This window comes from Streptomyces sp. NPDC093591 (genome assembly GCF_044764885.1).
Taxonomy (GTDB): Bacteria; Actinomycetota; Actinomycetes; order Streptomycetales; family Streptomycetaceae; genus Streptomyces.
Genome location: NZ_JBIWIY010000022.1, coordinates 169,308 through 189,318 on the forward strand (window position 1 = coordinate 169,308; position 20,011 = coordinate 189,318).

Annotated in this window: 16 protein-coding genes and 1 pseudogene; 6 read left to right on the forward strand and 11 right to left on the reverse strand. The window is 68.2% G+C overall.

The genetic code is table 11. From position 1 onward, the window contains the following. Positions 1–2 precede the first annotated feature (2 nt). The 5 genes from ACIREI_RS38735 to ACIREI_RS38755 form a co-directional block, all read right to left on the reverse strand. Complete coding sequence (locus tag ACIREI_RS38735) at positions 3–4,640, reverse strand: putative T7SS-secreted protein (protein ID WP_403343500.1); 4,638 nt, start codon at positions 4,638–4,640, stop codon at positions 3–5. Further along, on the reverse strand, positions 4,640–5,242 hold the full coding sequence (locus ACIREI_RS38740; RefSeq protein WP_403343503.1) for a hypothetical protein: 603 nt from the start codon (positions 5,240–5,242) through the stop codon (positions 4,640–4,642). Before ACIREI_RS38740 ends, ACIREI_RS38735 begins: the two co-directional genes overlap by 1 nt. Further along, on the reverse strand, positions 5,239–5,652 hold the full coding sequence (locus tag ACIREI_RS38745) for an SseB family protein (protein ID WP_403343506.1): 414 nt from the start codon (positions 5,650–5,652) through the stop codon (positions 5,239–5,241). Before ACIREI_RS38745 ends, ACIREI_RS38740 begins: the two co-directional genes overlap by 4 nt. 345 nt (positions 5,653–5,997) lie before the next feature. Beyond that, a complete protein-coding gene (locus ACIREI_RS38750) occupies positions 5,998–6,879 on the reverse strand; it encodes a DUF2797 domain-containing protein (RefSeq protein WP_403343508.1) in 882 nt (293 codons plus the stop codon). A 185-nt stretch (positions 6,880–7,064) separates the two neighbouring features. Next, positions 7,065–7,445: an HGxxPAAW family protein gene (locus ACIREI_RS38755; protein WP_403343510.1), complete on the reverse strand. Its 381-nt coding sequence runs from the start codon at positions 7,443–7,445 to the stop codon at positions 7,065–7,067. 111 nt (positions 7,446–7,556) lie between these two features. Between ACIREI_RS38755 and ACIREI_RS38760 the strand changes: the two genes are divergently transcribed. Next, positions 7,557–8,039, forward strand: coding sequence for a MarR family transcriptional regulator (locus ACIREI_RS38760; RefSeq protein WP_403343513.1), 483 nt, complete (start codon positions 7,557–7,559; stop codon positions 8,037–8,039). Here ACIREI_RS38760 and ACIREI_RS38765 read toward each other — a convergent pair whose 3' ends face one another. Further along, positions 8,040–8,423: a winged helix-turn-helix transcriptional regulator gene (locus ACIREI_RS38765; protein WP_403343516.1), complete on the reverse strand. Its 384-nt coding sequence runs from the start codon at positions 8,421–8,423 to the stop codon at positions 8,040–8,042. A 163-nt stretch (positions 8,424–8,586) separates the two neighbouring features. Here ACIREI_RS38765 and ACIREI_RS38770 point away from each other — a divergent pair, with 163 nt between their 5' ends. Then, on the forward strand, positions 8,587–9,414 hold the full coding sequence (locus ACIREI_RS38770) for an NAD(P)H-binding protein (RefSeq protein WP_403343574.1): 828 nt from the start codon (positions 8,587–8,589) through the stop codon (positions 9,412–9,414). Positions 9,415–9,637: 223 nt separating this feature from the next. Here the strand turns inward: ACIREI_RS38770 and ACIREI_RS38775 are convergent, their stop codons facing one another. After that, positions 9,638–9,850, reverse strand: coding sequence for a hypothetical protein (locus ACIREI_RS38775; RefSeq protein ID WP_403343519.1), 213 nt, complete (start codon positions 9,848–9,850; stop codon positions 9,638–9,640). On the opposite strand from ACIREI_RS38775, the pseudogene ACIREI_RS38780 reads away from it, so the two are divergent. Then, positions 9,759–10,106: pseudogene (locus ACIREI_RS38780) on the forward strand (GtrA family protein); the annotation flags it as partial. The gene ACIREI_RS38775 and the pseudogene ACIREI_RS38780 sit on opposite strands and share 92 nt — an antisense overlap. On the opposite strand, the gene ACIREI_RS38785 reads toward ACIREI_RS38780, so the two are convergent. From ACIREI_RS38785 to rutA, 3 genes are all read right to left on the reverse strand, one after another. Further along, the gene (locus tag ACIREI_RS38785) at positions 10,040–10,207 is read right to left on the reverse strand and encodes a hypothetical protein (RefSeq protein ID WP_403343522.1); all 168 of its coding nucleotides are present in this window, start codon (positions 10,205–10,207) and stop codon (positions 10,040–10,042) included. The pseudogene ACIREI_RS38780 and the gene ACIREI_RS38785 sit on opposite strands and share 67 nt — an antisense overlap. Positions 10,208–10,336: 129 nt before the next feature. Beyond that, positions 10,337–10,942 carry an isochorismatase family protein gene (locus ACIREI_RS38790; RefSeq protein WP_403343525.1) on the reverse strand — a complete coding sequence of 202 codons (606 nt, stop codon included), beginning with the start codon at positions 10,940–10,942 and terminating at the stop codon, positions 10,337–10,339. A 104-nt stretch (positions 10,943–11,046) separates the two neighbouring features. Continuing rightward, positions 11,047–12,114, reverse strand: a complete 1,068-nt coding sequence (rutA, locus tag ACIREI_RS38795; protein ID WP_403343527.1) for a pyrimidine utilization protein A — start codon at positions 12,112–12,114, stop codon at positions 11,047–11,049. A gap of 163 nt (positions 12,115–12,277) precedes the next feature. Between rutA and ACIREI_RS38800 the strand changes: the two genes are divergently transcribed. Continuing rightward, the gene (locus ACIREI_RS38800) at positions 12,278–15,340 is read left to right on the forward strand and encodes a SpoIIE family protein phosphatase (protein ID WP_403343529.1); all 3,063 of its coding nucleotides are present in this window, start codon (positions 12,278–12,280) and stop codon (positions 15,338–15,340) included. 73 nt (positions 15,341–15,413) lie between these two features. On the opposite strand, the gene ACIREI_RS38805 is transcribed toward ACIREI_RS38800, so the two are convergent. Further along, the gene (locus ACIREI_RS38805) at positions 15,414–16,688 is read right to left on the reverse strand and encodes a hypothetical protein (protein WP_403343532.1); all 1,275 of its coding nucleotides are present in this window, start codon (positions 16,686–16,688) and stop codon (positions 15,414–15,416) included. A gap of 185 nt (positions 16,689–16,873) precedes the next feature. On the opposite strand from ACIREI_RS38805, the gene ACIREI_RS38810 reads away from it, so the two are divergent. Next, positions 16,874–18,250: a TerD family protein gene (locus ACIREI_RS38810; RefSeq protein WP_403343533.1), complete on the forward strand. Its 1,377-nt coding sequence runs from the start codon at positions 16,874–16,876 to the stop codon at positions 18,248–18,250. A 563-nt stretch (positions 18,251–18,813) separates the two neighbouring features. Then, positions 18,814–19,959 (forward strand): toll/interleukin-1 receptor domain-containing protein, encoded by a 1,146-nt coding sequence (locus ACIREI_RS38815; protein WP_403343535.1) that lies wholly within the window; start codon positions 18,814–18,816, stop codon positions 19,957–19,959. Positions 19,960–20,011: the final 52 nt, after the last annotated feature.

Sequence of the window (20,011 nt, forward strand, 5' to 3'; positions counted from 1 at the left end):
ATTCACCTTCCAGGGATCAGGGCGTCCCCCGCCGCATTGAATGTATATCCGTTTTTCAGTAGGTGGTTAATCTCATCATGGTAAATTGAGTCTATCTTGGATGCTTCTATCGGAGTGGCTAGCCGGAAGGTCGCCCCCTCCGCTATGCCCCTGTCGAGAAATTTTACGTTCTCGGCCCATTGCTGCTCCGGCGTGAGTGTTTTCCAGTAGCTCAGAGGAACCTCAAACCACTGCCCTCCTTCCAGCTCGGCCACTCTTTGGTAGTCGGGATGGTTCCCAATGACCCTCAATCGCGGGCAAGGCGAAAGGCCGAGTGGATCAATCTGGGAGTGCGGATTGTCGACGTAGGTAACGGGGTTGGGTGCAGGGAGGAGGCCGAGGGGGTCGAGGGAGAGGTAGCGGGCGGTCCCAGGGTCGTAGTGGCGGAAGAAGTTGTAGTGCAGGCCTGTCTCGCGGTCGTGGTACTGGCCCGGAAAACGCAAAGGGGTGTATGCGATGGCAGTGCGGCTCCAGGCTGTGGCACCCCAGATCGTAGTGCGGCTGCGCCAGGCGATGTCGCCGTGTTCGTCGATGAGTTCGCTGGGGGCGCCGACCAGGTCAGTGACGATGGCATAGAAGCGGGAGTCGATCTCTTGCTGAGGCGCGCCAGCAGCGGTATGGGTCTTGCGTTCGGTTTGGGCCAGGGGGTGCAGGCCATGGTGGTCCCAGGTGAGGCTGATCGCGGGCTGGGTGGTGCCGGGGGTGTGAGTGGTCTGTTCTGCGAGGGTGGTGCCGTCCCAAGTGAAGTCGGTCTGTTCCGCGACGGTTTCGCCGCCGGGGGCGAGACGTTGTTTCGCAATGCGGCGGCCCAGGGGGTCGTATCTGTAGCGCCATGTCATGCCATCAGGGGTGACCACCAATGTGAGGCGGTCTTCGGCGTCCCACGTGTATTGCCAGGTGTCCGGTTTACGGGACAAGCGAGTCTTCTGACGCAGGGTGATGCGGCCCGCTTCGTCGTGTTCGTAGCGGACGCTGCCCGCGCGGATGATGCGGGTGCCGGTGTAGACGCGGTCGCCGGTTGCCTCCCCACCTGGCATCGAATCCGGCCACGACGCGTGGGTCTGGTTACCCGCGGCGTCGTAGACGTATGACTCCGTCCAGCTTGAGGCGTGGACTCTAGTGACCCGACCCGCCGCGTCCAGGTCGAAGCGGCGGGCGCCGTTCAGGTGATCGTCGATGGCGGTCACGTTGCCGTCCGCGCGGTAGGTATAGGCGCGGTGGGTGAGGCGGTGATTGTCGGGGCTGGTGAGTTCCTGCTTCGTCAGGCGGCCGAGGGGATCGTAAGCGCTGGTGAGGGTAAGGGCGTCGCCGATGTGACGAGTGAGTTCGCGGCCTGCTGCGTCGTGGGTAAAGGTGAGGGTTCGGCCAGCCGTGGTCAGCGTGGCGCGGTTCCCGGCCACGTCGTAGGCCCACGTGCACGACGCGCCTGTCGGGGTGGTGCGGCTGATGCGGCGACCCAGCGCGTCGTACGTGTAGGTGAGCGTGCGGCCGTTGACCGTCTCGGATATCAGGCGGCCTGCCTCGTCCCGCTGCAACGTCAGGATGGCATCCTGGTTGGTTGCCTGGGCCAGGCCACCCGTCACGTCGTACGTGTAGGTGGTGACGGCTCCGGCCGCGTCCTTGCGCACCACACGGCCCAGCACGTCCCGCTCGAAGCGGATGGTCTGGCCCAAGGCCGTGGTAATGACCGCCAGTTGGCCTGCCGAGTCGTGCTCGTAGGCCACGGTGCGGTTGTCGAAGTCCGTCTCCGCGACCAGGCGTCCCGCCGGGTCGTATTCGTAATTCCAGGTCAGCCCCTGAGGGTTGGTTACTTGAGTTAGGCGTAGCTCGGTGTCGTGGGTGAAGGTGTAGCGGACGCCGTCCGGGCCGGTGCGGGCGGCCAGCAGGTCGAAGTGCGTGTACTCGTAGCGGGAGACCGCGCCCATGGCGTCGGTGTGGGTGGTGCAGTTGCCCTCGCCGTCGTACGTCCAGGACTCCGTGCTGCCGTCCAGTGCGGTGCGGCGGGCCGGCTTGCCCTCGACCGTCCACTCCAGACGCGTGGCCGCGCCGAGCGGATCGGTGATCGTGACGGGGCGGCCGAAGGCGTCGCGTTCGTAGCGGGTCACGGCGCCCAGCGGGTCAGTGATCTCCAGGGGGAGCCCCGCGGGGTTGCAGCGGACCGTCGTGGTCGCGCCCGTCGCGTCCGTGATCGACGCCAGGTGTCCGAGATCGTCGTACGTGAAGCGGGTCGTCGTCCCGGAGGTGTCGGTTACTGCCGTGCGGTTGCCGAACTCGTCGAACTGCTGGCTGACGTGCGTGCCGTCTGCACTCGATATGGAGACCGGCAGGCCCTGGTCGTTGTAGCCGACGCTGGTGTAACAGCCGTCGGGGCGGACGACCATGATCGGGCTGCCCGCCTTGTCGTAGGCGTAGCTGGTGGTGCGGCCGAGCGGGTCGGTGATCGTCAGTGGGCGGTCGTAGCGGTCGTACGTCGTGTGGGTCGTCGCTCCGTCGGGGCTGGTCTCGGCCACCACCTGGAGGTCGCTGTTTACCTGGTAGCGCGTGCTGTGGCCGAGGGAGTTGGTCGCGGTGATGGTCCGGTGGCCGCTGTCCGGGTCGATGCCGCTGTAGACGAAGGTGTTGCGCAGGTGGCCTGCTTCGCCTGACTGGGAGGTGCAGCGGCCCTGGTCGTCGTAGACGTAGCTGTACGACGAGTTGTTCGTGTCGGTCCAGGCGGTGATGCGGCCCAGGTCGTCGTTGGTGAACCGGGTCGGTATGCCCGAGGAGTTGGTGACCGCCGCCAGGTGGCCGTGCTCGTCGTAGCCGAAGCGGACCAGTTCCTGGTCGCCGCTGTCGGCTGCCGCCCCGGCCAGGCTCAGGGCGGTGATCCGGTCCCCGGTCGTCTCGATGGTGAGGTGGTAACCGGCCGAGTGCACGATCGCCGTAGGGGCGCCCTCGGTGTCGTACTCGAAGGTGAGCCACTGGCCCGAGCGGTCGGTGATCTGCTCCAGCAGGGCGATGCCGTTGCCGTCACCGCCCGGTGCCGCGAAGTACCAGGCGCGGCCGGATTCGGGGTCGGTGACGGCGTAGTCGCCGTAGGCGTCGATGGTCAGCGGATGGCGGTCGCCGTCCAGTGGCAGCACCGGCACCCCAGGTGCGGGGTGGGGGTAGGCCAGCAGGGAACCGTCCTCGCGGATGAAGATGACGCCCTCGGCGTCGATCTCCAGGCGCTGGTCGGCGGTGGAGGTCCATTTCGGGCCGAACCAGCGGCCTGCCTCGTACGACGACTCGAACTGCCGCGAGAACACCAGCGGCAGCTTGGCGGGCAGGGTCACGTCGGTCTGCGGCAGCGACATCCGGCCGGTGGCCAGGTCGATCGGGTCGCCGCCGAACAGCTTGCACCACAGTTTGCGGGCGAAGTTCCGCGTCGCCCCGTTCGCGCCTGTGCGCGCGGCGCCGGTCACCGCGTCCTTGGCGAGCCCGCGCGCGGCCCCACGGGCAACGCCGCCCGCCCCCTTGCCGCCGATCAGGTTCGAGGCCAGATAACCCGCCGCATTGCCCGGATCGCTGCTCCAGCCGGTGCCGATGATGGCCTTGGGCAGGCGTTCGGGATGGGCCGCGGTGCCCACCAGCCCCGCCAGCACCATGTTGGAGTTCTTCAGCCACTCACCGGGATGGGAGAGGTTGTAGGAGTCCATCGGATTGACGGTGCGCGCAAGCTTCACCATGTCCGCGCCGCCCTTGAGGAAACCGCCCAGGACGTGGGCCTGGTTCAGCTGCATGCTCACGAACCCGTCCACCGCGTCGGCCTTCAACCGGTCGGTGAACTCCGGCTTGGGCGGAGCCAGCTCCAACGCGCCGGCCAACCGACGCTGCGCATCACGAGCGGCATCGGTGCGCTGGCGGCGGGCATCGGCCAGCATCTCCTCCGCCTCCTGCCGGCGTGCCACCCCCGGATCGACGAAGTCGCCCGGTTCGGTCGGCTTCCGCCCCGGATCGCGACCCTCCAGTGCAGCTGCGGTGTACTGCTGGGCGTCCTGGAGGTACGCCTTCCGCTGAGCGTCGTACGCGTCCTGCGCCCGCCGGCTGATCTCCTGCGCCTCGCGGTAGAGATCGATCGCCACCTGCGCCTGTCGCTGCGCCCAGCGCACCGTGTCCGCATACGCCTCCAGCGCCTTGGCCGCCTCCTCGCACGCGTCGGCCGCCGTCAGCCACTGCTTGGGATGCATCTCGAACTTCTCGCGGAAGGCATCCGCCGCCTGGCCCTGCCAGCCCTCGCCGCCCAGCGAGCGCATCCCCTGACCGACCGTCTCGAACGCCCGGGAGAAATCGCGCAGATGCCGCGCCCGCGCCTCCAGCGCACCCGCACTGCCATGGACCAGTTCCTTCGGGTCCTCGGTCTCTCCCAGTCGGCGCTCGGCGACATCGCCGCCCAGCCGGTTGTTCACGCCCTCGCCGAAGTCGCGCACCTTTTCGGCCGCGCCGTCCGCGCCGACCGCCGACAGGACGTCCGCGCCACCGTCCGTGTGCCAGTTGACGACCTCGCCGACGCCCCTGCTCAGGCCGTCGGCGGCCCTGTCCAGGCCGTCCCCGAAGTCGTTGACCAGGCCCTCCAGGCCCATCAGCGCTCAACCTCCTCGAACGAGGTCTCCTTGGGGCCGTCCCACTGCCATTCCGCCCTCGAATCGAGCAGCGCGTCCGGGTTCAGCGTCGAGGTCTCCAGATCTTCCCCGGCCTGCGTCCACGCCTGCTCGGCGGCCTTATTGGCCTCCTGTATGGACTCCGCGCTCACATCAGCGTTCATGACGTGGGAGACGGGGTTGTCCTTCAACGTCTCCGACCAGGAACGCTGCTCGATCTCCTCCGGAGTCAGGGACGGGTTGCCCGCCGTCGCCGTCCACAGGGTCTTCAACGTGTTCGAGGCGTACTGCTCCTGCTCGTGGTAAAGGCCCGCCGACAGGTTCAGCCGCGCCGCGAACTCATTGGCATCCCCCAACAGTGAGCGAACTCCCCAGCCCCACCGCTCACAAAAGTCCGCGAACGTAGCACGCAGCGCCGCATCCCCCACCTCAAGCCCCGCCAGCTCCAAATCACCGAAACCGCGCCCCTGGCTCGCCTCGATGTCGAAGCCCAACTCCTTCAACTCATCGATGGCCAGGTTGATCCCCCGGGTGATTCGCTCCAGCGCCTCCGGATCAACCCGGTAACCACCGCCGCCGCTCACGCGTCCGCCCCTTCAGCATCCACAGCCACTGCCACCGCGTCCGGCACGATCCCCGCCACCGGAGGCAACACCATCCCCGCCGGACTGCCCGCATCCACCGCAATCCCGACCGGACCGCCCGCCTTCGCCACTCCTGGGAGCACCTGATCCAGCAGGCGCGCCCCGTAGATCGGCAGCCCTTCGGGGGCAGACTCACCACGCGCCTGCGAGAAGCGGGCCAGCGCCGCGTCATCCGTGAACGCGAAGAGCCAGCGGACGCCGCCCGCCTCAACCGAGAGCAGCGAGTCGTCCACCACCGGCACCAGCACCTCGCTGCGCCTGAACTCCCCCACGACCTCTCGCAGATCGCCCTGGCCGGTCTCCGCCAGATCCGCCAGCCGTGTCTGCAGCCGCAAGGCATTGGCGCTCACGTCAGCCCCTCCCCGGTCGCACACTTCACCCCTAGTCGCACAAGCGAACGATCACGTTACTCGGTTGAGTCCCCCGGGAGGGGGCCGGTTTCCGCGTGTCGGCCAGCATTGGCCGAGCTGGACAGCGCGATCTGCGGCTGCTGCGGATGGGCATGGTGGTGGCTCGGTACGGGGGTCAGATGCTCCTGGAAACCTTCAGCCACCGGTCGTTTCGCCGACCGCCCTTCCGGCCGTCTTATGGCCCGAACGGACACGACCAAGTCGTCGTACAGCTACGTCCACGACGACCGGGGCCGCCCTACCGCTCTGTTGGGCAAGCAAGGCATGTCCCCCTGAGGACATCGGTCAGAACAATCCGTCCTGCGCGGTGACCTGCCGCTCCCTGAACTCCCTCACTGGCAGGGTCAATTCACCGACCCCACCCACCGGCACCAGTTCCCACCCCGTCATCAACCGTGTATCGACCACGACAACCCCGCCGCCGCCCACCTCGACATGCAGATCCGGCCCCGCAGCCGCCGCCAACAGCCCACTCACCACCCCGCCCGCGACGAGCTCCGTCACCTCCCCCATGACACCGGGCAGCTCCGCGAGCCCGAACACCCCAGTGTGGTCGACCGGTTGGCAGGGCTCACGGTCCAGTGACTCCGGCCAGCCGGGGAGGGCCACGGCGCGTGCGTGCAGGTCCTCCACCTCGGCGGCCCGCTCCGCCGCCGACGCCGGCAGTGTGGAGCGCACCGCCCGTTTGGTGCCGTACGGGATCCGGTCCGGCACCCGCAGGGCCGCTCGCAGCAGCTCCTCGGCGCGCCGGGCCGCCATCAGTGGGCCGACGCCCAGCCAGGTGAAGCAGACCGCGCCCTGTTCCAGCAGCCGTGCCGATCCGCGCTCAAGGGCGGTGATGCCGACTTTCACCATCCCGGGCCCGAACCACGCCAGATATACGTGGTACGGCCGGGGATCGTCCGCGATCGTGTCGGCCGCCACCGAGTGCGCCCGGTCCAGCCGCGCGCACTCCTCGCACCGCGCTCCCGTACTCCGCCCCGGCACGACCGCCCGTACCGGACACGCATACCCCCGTGCTCCCACGCATGTCCGCACGCCCCCTTCCGTGACCTCGAAGGCCACCCGTTTCCCCCAGGTCAGCGCGGATCGCCGACCGCCGTCCCACGCCAGCGCGGGGCCGTCCGCCGACCACCGCAGCCCCTCGCATCTCCATGCCTGTGCCATCGCTCTTCGAGACTAGAGGCAGGCACTGACAACGGCGGTTCGGCGGGGTGGGGGAGGCCGGGGGCAGGCAGGGGACACCGGTTCCGCGACCGATTTCAATGACGGACCTCAAGGAACCGACCTCAGGAACCGGCCTCAGGAACCGGCCTCAAGGACCGTCTCAAGGACCGCCTCAAAGTCCGACGTCAGCGGCCAACCTCAGCGGCAGCCGGCTCGGGATCCCCAGCCACGGCAACCACGTCGGACGCACCCCCAGGCACCGCAGCCGCACCCCGCCCGCGCCCCGCCAAACGGCACCCCCAGCAATCCACATGTCCGTCCCGCGCGGTCAGGTCACGCGCCCCCATAGGCCACTGCCCCCGAGGCCGCACGCCCGGCGGCTTCCCCCAACCGGACAGGTGCAGGGCCCAGGTGACGAGAACGCTCGCCGCCAGAATCCCCAGCCCGCCCACCATCAGCGCAGCCGAATCCACACATATCCCCGCCCCCAGCACAGCGGAGCCGACAGTCGCGATCGCAGTTCCGGTCCACCCCGCGACCGTGTGCCCCTCGTCATACTGACTCACGCGCCCACCTCCCGAGCGTTCTCCCGAGCACTCTTCCGAGCAGTCCGGGAATCCCTCACGTCGTGAGAAGTTTAGGCACTAAATCTCTCAGAAGCTAAGGTAATCAGGAAGATGCAAGCCAAGCCGCGTCCCACCGCCACCCCGGCGCAGGCGCTGGAGGCGATGGACTCCCTCATCGCGGCCCACCTGCTCGGCCAGCAGGAAATGGCCCAGCGGCTGGGCCTGAACATCACCGACCTGCTCTGTTTCGCCTGCGTGCTGAAAGCCGGCGAGAACCTGCTCACGGCGGGCGACCTCGCCGAACACGCCCACGTCACGACCGGCGCGATGACCGGCATCCTCAACCGCCTGGAACGCGCCGGCTTCATCACCCGCCGCCCGGATCCGTCCGACCGCCGCCGCGTCCGCGTCGCCGCCGTCCCGGCCGCGGTCACCCGGGTCGAGGAGCTCTACGGCCCCTACTACGCCCGCCTCAACGCCCTCTTCGCCGACTACTCCGCCGACGAGATCGCCGTACTCACGGACTGGTTCACCCGTACGACGGGGCTCGCGCAGGCCTACATCGACGAACTCCGCGACCAGGACAAGGCCTGATCAGTCACGGGCGTCGTAGGCCGCCCGCGCCCGCTCGACGTCGGGCAGATGGACGGACCACTCGGAGAGCGCGGCGAACAACGGCGCCAGACTGCGGCCGAGTTCGCTGATCTCGTACTCCACGCGGGGCGGCACCTCGGGGTAGTACGTGCGCACGACCAGGCCATCCCGCTCCAGTTGACGCAGTCGCTGGGTCAGCACCTTCGGTGTGATCGTGGCGATCCGGCGCTCCAGTTCCACGAAGCGCTGTCGGCCGTACTCGTGGAGCGCCCACAGGATCGGGGTGGTCCAGCGGCTGAAGACGATGTCGACGACGGGAGCGACCGGGCAGGCGTTCTCGGGATCGCCGCCGCGCGGGCCCCAATTTGCTGTGTCCTCAGTCACAACTACCCCCGTCCGCCAATACTTTCCTCTAGGTACCTACTACCTCCACAACAGTAGCGTCGCCGTGCGAGACGAGATGCGAGATGCGAGATGCGAAGTCGGAACTCCGAACTCGGAACTCCGAACTCGGACCTCGAAACCCGGAACCGAACGGAGACCGATGATGATCGTGGTGACCGGAGCAACCGGCAATGTAGGACGGCCACTTGTGCGGGCCCTCGTCGAGGCGGGTGAGCAGGTGACGGCGGTCTCCCGCCGGATCTCCGCGCGGGACGTGCCGGAGGGGGCCCGCCCCCACCCGGCCGACCTCACCGCACCCCAGCGCCTGGCACCCGCCCTCGACGGGGCCAAGGCCCTGTTCCTGCTGACCTCCGGCGACTTCATGGCGGCCGGGGGTGACCTCGGGGCCGTTGTCGATGTCGTACGGGGATCCGGCGTACGGCGTGTGGTCCTGCTGTCGTCCCAAGGCGTCGGCACCGGGGATCACCCCTCGTTCTCGGAGGACGCCGTAAAGGCGTCGGGCCTGGAGTGGACGGTGTTGCGCCCGGGCGGCTTCCACTCCAACGCCCTCCAGTGGGCCGACATGATCCGCACCCGGCGGGAGGTGGCCGCTCCCTTCGGCGACGTGGCCCTGCCGACCGTCGACCCGGTCGACATCGCGGAGGTCGCGGCCATGGCGCTGCGCGAGCCGGACCACGACGGCGAGGTCTACGAACTGACCGGCCCCGCGCCCGTCTCGCCCCGGCAACAGACGGCCGCGATCGAGGACGCCGTGGGGGAGGCCGTCCGGTTCGTCGAACTGACCCGCGCCGAGGCCCGGGAGCGGATGCTGGGGTTCATGCCCGAGCCGGTCGTGGAGAGCACGCTCGACATGCTGGGGGCTCCGGCGGCCGCGTTGCGGCGGGTGAGCCCGGACGTGGAGCGCGTCCTCGGGCGGCCGGCGGGCGCGTTCGCGGACTGGGCCCGGCGCAATGTCAGTGCCTTCGCCTAGCCTGCGGGGCAGAGCTGGAACGGGGCCGCGGGGTCGAGCCGGCCGCTGCCCCGACCTCGCATGGTGGAGCCTGCCCCACCTTCGATCCGGTAGGCCACTCCATCGTTACGGCGTGCGAACAACGGCATCGTTGGCCTCAGTTGATCCCGGCTGAGGCACGGTCGATACCGGCTGAAGCCCCACTGAGGCCCTGCTGAAGCCATGCCGGGATGAGCTGAATCCGTCAGAGGTTCAGGTCAGCCCGGAAGGAAGCCGCCATGGAGTCGCAGCGCTCGTCGAAGCCGAGTACGTCGACGCCGAGCCCGTCGACGCCGGGTCCCTTCTCCTCCTTCGTCCGGTTCGTGGTGTGCGGCGGCGGTGTCGGGCTCCTCTCCAGCGCGGCCGTCCCGCTGCTGGCCGCGGCGATGCCCTGGGCGCTCGCCAACGCCCTGATCACCGTCGCCTCCACCCTCCTGTGCACCGAGCTGCACGCCCTGTTCACCTTCGGCACAGGACGGCGCCCCGGCTGGCGGCAGCACCTGCAGTCCTCGGGGTCGGCCGTCGCCGCGTACCTGGCGACGACCGCCGCGATGCTCGTACTGCACGCCGTACAGCCGTCGCCCACCATGCTCCGCGAGCAGGCCGTCTACCTCACCGCTTCCGGACTGGCCGGCATCGGCCGGTTCCTGATCCTGCGGCTTTTCGTGTTCGCGGAGCGGAAGAAGGAGGCAGCCACGGTGATCACGAACACCACGGGGCCCACGGCGATCATGGCGACCATGGCCGCCACGGCCACCACAGCCACCACAGCCACCACGGCAGCCTCGGCTCAGTCCACCACCGTCGGCACCCTCAACCCCCGCCCCCAGCGCTCCACGTCCCGAGCTCCCCATGACCGGCCTGCGCGAGGCAGGTCTCGGCATACCCTCGACCTCCGCCGTCCTCACGGCCGTTCGTCCCGCCGCACGCCGCCGAGGTACTCCTCCACCCGGGCCATCGGCCACACCTCACCGATCTTGTGCCGGATGTCGAAGAGGTTCGCCGCGTGTACGTCCGGATCCCGGTCGCCCACCGCCTCCTCCACGACGACCGGGACGAACCCGTGCTGCAACGCGTCGAGCGCGGTGGCGCGTACGCATCCGCTCGTCGACAGGCCGCCGATGAGGAGGGTGTCGATGCGGTTGGCGGTGAGGTACGCCGCCAGGGACGTGCCGAAGAAGGCGCTCGGGTACTGCTTCGTGACCGTCAACTCGGCTGCCGTCGGGGCCAGTCCGTCGATGAAGTCGCCGTACGGACTGCCCTCGGCGAACACCTTCAGCGTCGGCACCTTGCGGAAGAAGACGCCGCCGTCGCTGCCGTCGGGCCGGAACCGCACCCGCGTGACGACCACGGGGATGCCGGCTCGGCGCGCGCCCGCGAGCAGCGTCTTCATCGCCTCCACGGCCGGTTCGACCCCGGCGTAGAGAGGGGAGCCACGGTCGACGTAGGCCCGGGCGGGGTCCACCAGGAGCAGGGCCGGGGAGGCGCCGGGGGTGAGCCGGCCACCCATGCCGGCTCGCTCATAGTCCCCCTCCCGGTCCGACGCACGGTCCGCCGCCGTCCGACTCTCCTCCCTACTCTCCTCCCGATCCTCCGCGCGCCGCCCCGCCCCGCTCACACCCGCCGGCACTTCATCAGCGGCTGGATGCGCGTGCCGAAGTTCTCGATGCCCTCCAGGAAGTCGTCGAAGACCAGCATGATCCCCTTGGTGCCGTGGACTTCGGCGACCTCGTCGAGCATCCGCGCGACACTCTCGTACGACCCCACGAGCGTGCCCATGTTGAAGTTCACCGCGCCCTCGGGGAGCACGATGGTGCGGGCGGTCGAGGAGTCGTCGGCGGTGGTGTCCGAGGCGGACTCCCCAGCCATGTACGCCAGCGCCGCGTGGTCGGCGTTGTCGTGGTAGTCCCGCCACTTGGCCTGGGCGGCCTCGTCGGTCTCGTCCGCGATGACCATGAAGAGGGAGAGCGCGCCCACGTCCCGGCCGGTCTCCCGCGCCGCCTCCGCCAGCGTGGTGGTGCTGTCCGAGAAGGCGAGCGGGGTGTTGACGCCGCTGCCGAGGATGAAGTTGTAGTCGGCGTGCTCGGCGGCGAACCGCATGCCGGTGTTGCTCTGCCCCGCGGCAACGATGTCGATGTGCCCGTTCGCCGGGCGCGGCGACAGCACGCAGTCGTCCATCTCGTAGAACTCGCCCTTGAAGTTGCTGACGCCCTCGCGCCACAGCTCCTTCATCACGGTGACGTACTCGACGGCCCGGTCGTAGCGGTTGCCGAAGTGCTCGTCGCCGGGCCACAGGCCCATCTGGGAGTACTCGCCGGGCGCCCAGCCGGTGACGATGTTGACGCCGAAGCGGCCGGGGGCGATCGAGTCGACCGTCGTGGCCATACGGGCGACGATCGCCGGCGGCAGGACGAGGATGGGCGTGGAGGCGTACAGCTTGATCCGCTCGGTGACCGCGGCCAGACCCGCCATCAGCGTGAACGACTCCAGACAGTGGTCCCAGAACTCGGTGTCGCCCCCGAACCCCTTCAGCTTGATCATCGACAGCGCGAAGTCGAGACCGTGCTCCTCGGCCTTCTGCACGATGGCCTTGTTGAGCTCGAAGGTCGGCAGGTACTGCGGGGAACTCTTCGATATGAGCCAGCCGTTGTTGCCGATGGGGATGAAGACACCGATGTCCATGCCGCTCCTCAAGGGGGTCAGGGGTCCCGGGTGATGCTAAGCCGTCGGCATCAACTCGACGTTAAGACTTGGCTGTTGGCCTCCTGTCGACCGGCCGGGTGAGAGGCGTGAGGATCTTGCGAACCATCGATTCCGTTACGGCGGTGACGGTAAGGTCCCCGGCATGAACGCTCGGCTGGCACTGCTCGGCACAGTGGCCCCCGGTGTCGCGGAAAGCGAGGTCTTCCGGCTGGCCCTGCAGCATGCGGTGGGCGAGCTGGGTGCCTTGGGCGGCATGATCCATCTCCGCGGCCCGATGTCCGCGCTGCGCCTGGTGTCGACGGCCGGGCTTCCCGCGGCCCTCACCCGCGCGTGGGAGATCATCGACCAGGAGGGCCCGCTGGCCCCGGCCCGTGCGCTGCACGAGGGCAGTGGGGTGTGGGTGCCGCTGAGACCGGCCGGGCAGGCTACGGCCACCCTCAGCCCGAATACTCCGAATACTCCGAATACCTCGAGTACCCCGAACGCCCTGAGCACCCCGAATGGCCTGAGCAGCCCGAATGCCCTGAGCGCTTCGCATTCCCCGGACGCCGACTGGCCCGGCACCGGCCTCGCCGCCTTACCGATGTACAGCGGCAACCGCTCCACCGGCGCCTTGAGCGTCCTGATGGGCGACGGGGGTGAACCGACCCCCGCACACTGGGAGTTCCTCCGGGCCGTGATCGCGTGGGCGCAGGACCGTATGGTCCACGCACGGCCACCGACGGGCCCCTCGCAGATGGACGCGCCGAGCAGCGAGCGCGTGCGCCAGGCGCTGAAGGAGGTCAGCGTCGGCTCCTGGGACTGGAACATCCGCACCGGCGAGCTGACCTGGGACGAGGCGGCCCTGGAGCTCTACGGCACCCGGCCGCAGGACTTCACCGGCAAGGTCGACGACTGGATGCGGTGCGTCCACCCCGACGACCTCGCGCCGACGCTGGCGGCGGCGGACCGGGCGATCCGAGAGGGCGGTGCCTTCGAGGCCGAGTACCGGGTACGGAAACTGGACGGCGGCTGGGGGTGGACCCAGGCCCGCGGCAGGGCGACGTACGACGACGACGGCGAACCGCACCGGATGATCGGCGTGGGCTGGGACAGCAATGAGCCCCGTTCCGCCCGGGACGCGCTCGGCCGGGCCCTGCGCCACATGAGCGACGGCTTCCTCGCGCTGGACGACGACTGGCGGATCACCTTCGCCAACCTGGAGGCGGAGCGCACCCTGGGCTACTCCGAGGAGGAGCTCTTCGGGTGCCTGCTGTGGGACCTGCCCGCCGCGCAGCAGGTGCCCGGCCTGGAGATCCGCTGCCGGCAGGCGGCGGCCGCGGAGAAGTCGGTCAGTTTCGACGTACGGCTGCCGAACGGGCGCCTGTGCCATCTGCGGCTGGTGCCGGGACCCGACGGCCGCACCATCTACTTCACGGACGTCACCGAGAAGCGCCGCCTGGAGGAGGACCGCCGGTCCGCCGAGCACGCGGCCACCGAACGGGCGGCGCGGATAGGGGAGTTGACGGCCGCGCTCGCCAAGGCGACGACCTCGAAGGATGTGGTGGACGCGGTCGCCCGCCGGGTGCTGCCCCCGTTCGAGGCGACGGGGCTGGTGGTGCAGACGGTGGAGTGCGACCGCCTGCACACCGTGGGCTCGGTCGGCTACCCGGAGGACGTCCTCGCGATACTCGACGGCCGCGAACGCACCGAACCCAGCCCGCTCTGGGACGCGATACTGGCCGGCGCCCCCCTGTTCCTCTCCTCCCCCCGGGAGTTCGCCACCCGCTACCCCGAACTCGCGGACCTCCCGGCCCGCGCCGGCAAGCAGGCGTGGGCGTTGCTGCCCCTGACGGCCTCGGGCCACACCTTCGGCATCTGCGCGGTCACCTTCGACCACCCCCGCCGCCTCACCGATGAGGAACGCACCCTTCTCACCGCGACCAGCGCCCTGGTGGCGCAGGCACTGGACCGGGCCCGCCTCTTCGACGCCGAGCACACCCGGTCCCGCGAACTCCAGCGCAGCCTGCTCCCCCGTGACCTGCCCACCGTCCCCGCCTGCACGGCGGCGGCCCGCTACCTGCCCGCCGGCCAGGGCATGGACGTGGGCGGCGACTGGTACGACATCATCCCGCTGTCGGGCGGCCAGGTGGCCCTCGTCGTCGGCGACGTCATGGGCCACGGCCTGCCGGAGGCGGCCACCATGGGCCGCCTGCGCACGGCGGTCCACACCCTGGCCGACCTCGAGCTGCCCCCCGACGAGATCATGAGCCACCTCAACGACATCGTCGGCGCCATGGGCGAGGAGTCGTACGTGACGTGTCTGTACGCGCTGTACGACTCCACGACCCGCGTCTGCTCCATAGCCAGAGCGGGCCACCCGCCACCCGCCCTGCTCCACCCCGACGGCACAGTGCAGTTCCCGGTCCTGGCGGCCGACCCGCCCCTAGGCGCGGCGGAACCCCCCTTCGAGACGACCGAGATCCCGGTCCCCGAAGGCAGCGTGCTGGTCCTGTACACCGACGGCCTGGTCGAGTCGTCGAAGCGCGAGATGGACGAGGGCATGGCGGCCCTCGCGGACGTTCTGCGCACCTCCCACGCGGACGGCACCACGAAGGACCTGGACCGCCTCTGCGAGCGGGTCACCTCCGCCCTTCTCCCCTCCGACCACCAGGCGGCCGACGACGCGGCCTTCCTGCTGGCCCGCCTGCACGCCCTGCCCTCCTCCCGCATCGCCTCCTGGCCCCTCCCCGACGACCCCCGGGCAGCCGGCCACGCCCGCAGCCTGATCCGCGACCAGCTGGCCGCCTGGGGCCTGCAGGACCTGACCCCCACCACCGAACTCCTGGCCAGCGAGCTCATAGGCAACGTCATCCGCCATGCCAAGGGCCCCCTGCGCCTACGGCTCCTCCACGGCGCCGACCTGATCTGCGAGGTCTTCGACGGCAGCCTGACGATGCCGCGCATCCGCCGGGCGACGGAGACGGACGAAGGGGGCCGTGGCCTGCAACTGGTCACCGCGCTCACCCAGCGCTGGGGGACGCGCTACACCCCGACGGGCAAGTGCATCTGGACGGAACAGGCCGTGCAGACGACGCCGGACGCGATCCGGGACGAGCGGCCGTCCGACCCCGCGCTGGAGCGGATGTTCCTGGGCCTGGCGGGCCTGGGGGAGGACTTCGACGGCGACCTGGACTCGCTGGCGTTCGGGGACCAGGAGCTCTAGGTACGCGTTGCCGGCCGACCGCGATCGCGAGTACGCCGACGAAGAGGCCCTGGAGCGATCCAGGGCCCCGTGCCTAGGAACCGTCGGCGCGCACGGCGTAGACGTAGCGCTTGTTGGTGTACTCGCTGACGTTCCAGATCACGGACTCGGCGAAGGCCCAGCCGGACGCCCCGCTGCTGTGATAGCTGAGGTCCTCACAGCCGATGGCCAGGTCACAGACGGCGCTCGCGGTGGAGGCACCGGAGGTGAAGGTGCGCAAAGTGCCCTTGGTGGACGGGCCGGCGCTGGCCGCGAGGTAGTGCTTGCTGTTGCGGGAGACGACGCCCTGGATCTTCTGCTGGGCGACCGTCACGGCCTCCTTGGCGGTGAGCGAGCCCAGGTGCCGGTCGGTGTAGTCGAGCTCCCAGCGGACCACCTTGGGCGTGGTGGTGGGCGCGCCGGTGCCGTTGAAGGTGCCGTCGGTGTAGTCGACGGTGCCGGACAGGGAGTACTCGCTGATCACCAGGCTGTCGGGAGTGCTGGCGCGGTCGAGACCGATGGTCGTGTAGCGCAGGTACTTCCCGGCGTTGTCGTAGGCGTGGCTCTGCGGCAGGACGTACTGGTAGCCGTAGCCGTGGTACGAACCGTCGGTGTGCAGACCGCACACGTCCTTCTCACCGGTGGCGACCGTGAAAAGGGTGTTGAGGTCGAAGACCCGCAGCCCCTTGTACGTGTCGACGACGTACAGCAGGTTGCCGTACCACATGATCCCGCCCGCGTGCTTGCGGATGGGGTTGAAGGAGTACTCCCCGGTGCTGGTCCTGACGGGTTCGACGAGCAGCACGTGCCGGTACGTCGGCGCGGTGGGGGTGTTGTAGTCGACGAAGGTGAGCCGCAGGCCCTTGTCGAGCGCGTACTCGTCCGCGCCCTCGCCGTCGGGGTTGGTCTCGAAGTACCAGGAGACGAGAACGACCTTGTTGCTGCCGCCCTCCGGGTAGAGCCCGTTGCCGTAGGCGTCGGCGCTGGTGGTGACGCCCTGCGGAATCCAGTAGTCGACGGCCTGGTCGTCAGGGTCGAAGGCGAAGCCGGTCTGGAACGCCTCCGCCGTGCTCGGGGCGCTGGTGAGCCGGGTGGCGCTGCGGTTGGTGTCGGCGATGACGGCTGTCGCGTCCACCTTGGTGAGCTTGGTCGCCAACCCAGCGGTGAGGGCGGCGAATTGGCCGTGGCTGTTGGAGGAGCGGCTGACGAGCGAGAACTGGCCGGCGTCAATGGTGGCCGCATGGGCGGGAGTTGCGAGCGCGGTGCCGGCGGCTGCGGCGAAGGGGGCGGCGGCTATGCCCTTGATGATCGTTCTTCGTGACATGGTCATGCGCGGAAGCTACGGGGAACCGAACACATGACACAAATACGTTTGTTCGCAAACGGGTTGGAAGCCGACCACGGGCCGCCATCAGCTCCGCCCCTCCATGCCCGCGTGAAGCTCTTCCGTTCCGGATCTGATGTGACAAGGTGGCCGGAAGGTGATGCCGGAAGGCGTGGGGGGAGTCCGTGGGGATGGACGGCATGCTGGAGCTCCGCAAGGGCGAGAACACGACAGTGGGCTCGGGACGCATCACCGCCGAACTGCACACCGTGGGCGATCCGGTCGACCTCAGTGCCGTGCTGATCGGCACGGACGGCAAGGTCAGATCCGACGACGACCTGGTCTTCTACAACCAGCCCACTGCCGAGTCCGGTGGCGTCCGGCACCGCACCGCCGACGCCGAGGGCCCGGAACGCATCGAGCTGGACCCGGCCGCTCTTCCCACGGACGTGGATCGGGTCGTGCTGGTCGGCAGTTGCGATCCCGACGACACGACGCGCACGTTCCGTGAGGTCAAGGAGGTGCTGGTACGCGCCACCCAGCAGGGCGCCGATCCGGTTCTCTTCCGCCCGCCCGCCCTCACCGACGGCGAACGCGCCGTACTCCTGATGGAGCTCTACCGCCGGGGCCCGGCATGGAAGCTCCGTGCCATCGGCCAGGGGTACGCCGACGGACTGGCCGGCCTCGCGACCGACTTCGGGATACAGGTGGAGGAGCCACCGTCCCCCTCCACTGCAGACGAATCCACCGCCAAAGAAGACGGATCGCGAGAGGAAAGCGGATCCACACCGGCCCCGCCGGTCGCCACCACCGCGAGCCCGGCGAGCCTGCGCAAGCCCCCGCTCGGCAAGATCAGCCTCGACAAAGGCGGCCAGGTCTCCATGGACCTGGACAAGAACGACCGCGAGCTGGTGGTCACTGCGTCCCTGGAGTGGGACGGCGGCAGCGATCGGCGCCGCAGGGTGGGCGCGGACCTCGACCTGTACGCCCTGTTCGTCCCCGCGTCCAAGGCCCTGCGTGGCACGAAGATCCCCGGCACCCTCGTCAAGTCCGACCACATCGCACAGGGCGAGCCGCTCCGCCCCGGAGCCGCGACGGCCACAACCGCAGCCACAGCCGCTCCGGCAACTGCGATGAAGGGCAAAGGCGCCGACGTCATCTACTACAAGCGCCTCGGCTCGGCGAAGACCCGCCCCTACATTCGCCTCGACGGCGATGCACGGGTCCCGGGGCGCGAGTCACTGCGCATCGTCCGCCCCGACCAGCAGGGCTACGTCCTCCTCTGCGCCTACTCCGCGCTCAGCAACGGCTTCGGTTCCTTCCGCAGCTTCGGCGCGAAGGTCGTCATCACGGACGGACGCGGCTCCACCGTCACCGTCCCCCTCTTCGAGAACACCAGGACCCGCTACTGGGTGGCCATCGCCCTCGTCGACTTCACCGCGCCCGACGGAGCGGCGATCCACCACATCGAGGCCTACAGCGCCCGCATGACCGAACGCCGCCCCGTCCTCCACCCGGACGGAACCATCGCGATGAACGCGGGACCAGTGGAGTTCAAAAGACGCTGACTCCGGCTCCGCGGCCGCACGGTCCCATGCCGTGCCGGATAGCCAAAGCCAGAGGCCCTGTGGATCACTCCACAGGGCCTCTGGTCTGCTGTGCACTCGGCAGGATTCGAACCTGCAACCTTCTGATCCGTAGGATCGGGCAGCTTGTTGCAAGGAGTGCCAGCAGCCTCCTATTCCGATCGCTCAGCTTGGCGATCATGCGTGTCTGTGTGACGTCGTTGCCGTCAGAGTTGCCGTCAGATGACAGTCCTCGCAAGCGCGCGGAACAGGGGCCTCGGAGCGGAGCTTGCGCAGTCAGCGGTGATCAATTCGGCTCCGCCCACCACCTGGGCCGGGCGGCACACCACGCGACCACGGCTCGGAGGCGTGCCCATCTGCGCCTTTGTTCAGAGAGACACCGGCACACCCACGCCTCACGGCGGTACGATCAGCACATGGATCGCAGGTGGTCTGAGAGGCTCCATCTAGAACTAGTGGACGCTCTAGCGGCGCTCCCCGGATCCGAGAGTGACAGCTTTTTCGCTGCCTACAAACTTGGAACCGCTTATCACCGCCCAGGGAAGATGTCGAGCAAGAAGTCAAAGATCAACTCGGCACTCAGAGCAGCGGAAGCTGAAGGAAGACTCGAAGCCGTCCTTAGCGCGGCAGCTGATTTTATCGGATTTGAATCTATAAAATCCCAAACGCCACCGCAGTCCAACCGCGACCTCGCCAAGCCGGAGGCGGAGAACAAGTTGAGCAATGGCGGTTCCATCTTCATCAGCCACGCCTTCAAAGATAAGGATCTTGCAAGCACTCTCAAGAATATTCTCGTCTTGGGCGGCGTACCCAACGATAGGATCTTCTTCTCGTCTGAAAGATCCACAGGAATTCCTGCAGGTAAGGGCGTGCTCGAACATCTACAAACTACCCTTTCCAGCTCTTCTCTCGTGATTGAAGTGATCACTCGCGATTTCCTCACCCGCCCTTACTGCCTCATGGAACTCGGTGGAGCATGGGCTCTAGGGAAGCGCACATTCCCGTTGGTAGTCCCCCCACTTACGATTAGCGAGGCTGTCCACGCCATCGGAAGTGTCCATATGCGCGTGCTCGGCTCCGAGGCCGAGATGGATTCAGTTTTCGATGAGCTTCACGATACGCTCAACGAAATTGATGGAATTTCTCTAAATCTACGCCAGTGGAAAGAATCTATTCGCGCCTTCACTCAAACTGTCGGACGAGACCTCCGCTGGCACACTCAAGAACATAAGGCGCCCACAGAGGCTAAAAAAGTCAGCCGATCGGCACCTCAAAAACAAGTTAAGAAATCGTCCCGTGCAATTGCAGATGCCCCAAACCCTGCCGCAGCAGAAGACGAAGGCATCGAGATGGCCGCTAGTGAACTAAGAGCCGCCCTCAAGCGCCTGAACTGGGTTACTAGAGTGACCGTAATGCGGTGGGTAACCTGGGATCGCGAACCATATCGCGCGGATGCTGACGACGCCCGTGAGGCAATTGAGAAGCGCGAAGTAGAAGTAGATGAAAATATCGGCGCTCTATACCCCCTGGACAGCCATCCGGCTGTCCGCAAAGCCATACTGCTAGCGGAATCCTGGAAGGAGGAGATTGAAGAAATCGATCCCGAGTACGCAGAAAAATTTGAGGAAGAGAACGAAATACCCCTCGACGCTCGAAGTGCAGACACCTGGGAAGCATTCAATCTAACCTGACCCCCATAGTCGAGAGAACCTTCACATTAATGACGAATGGCGTCCTCACCAG

Excerpts from the sequence above, each read along its gene's own strand:
- ACIREI_RS38750 (WP_403343508.1), bottom strand. The coding sequence starts at position 6,879 with ATGGCACAGGCATGGAGATGCGAGGGGCTGCGGTGGTCGGCGGACGGC.
- rutA (WP_403343527.1), bottom strand. The coding sequence starts at position 12,114 with ATGGACATCGGTGTCTTCATCCCCATCGGCAACAACGGCTGGCTCATA.
- ACIREI_RS38735 (WP_403343500.1), bottom strand. The coding sequence starts at position 4,640 with ATGGGCCTGGAGGGCCTGGTCAACGACTTCGGGGACGGCCTGGACAGG.
- ACIREI_RS38815 (WP_403343535.1), top strand. The coding sequence starts at position 18,814 with ATGTCGAGCAAGAAGTCAAAGATCAACTCGGCACTCAGAGCAGCGGAA.
- ACIREI_RS38790 (WP_403343525.1), bottom strand. The coding sequence starts at position 10,942 with ATGGGTGGCCGGCTCACCCCCGGCGCCTCCCCGGCCCTGCTCCTGGTG.
- ACIREI_RS38760 (WP_403343513.1), top strand. The coding sequence starts at position 7,557 with ATGCAAGCCAAGCCGCGTCCCACCGCCACCCCGGCGCAGGCGCTGGAG.
- ACIREI_RS38810 (WP_403343533.1), top strand. The coding sequence starts at position 16,874 with ATGGACGGCATGCTGGAGCTCCGCAAGGGCGAGAACACGACAGTGGGC.
- ACIREI_RS38800 (WP_403343529.1), top strand. The coding sequence starts at position 12,278 with ATGAACGCTCGGCTGGCACTGCTCGGCACAGTGGCCCCCGGTGTCGCG.
- ACIREI_RS38770 (WP_403343574.1), top strand. The coding sequence starts at position 8,587 with ATGATCGTGGTGACCGGAGCAACCGGCAATGTAGGACGGCCACTTGTG.
- ACIREI_RS38805 (WP_403343532.1), bottom strand. The coding sequence starts at position 16,688 with ATGACCATGTCACGAAGAACGATCATCAAGGGCATAGCCGCCGCCCCC.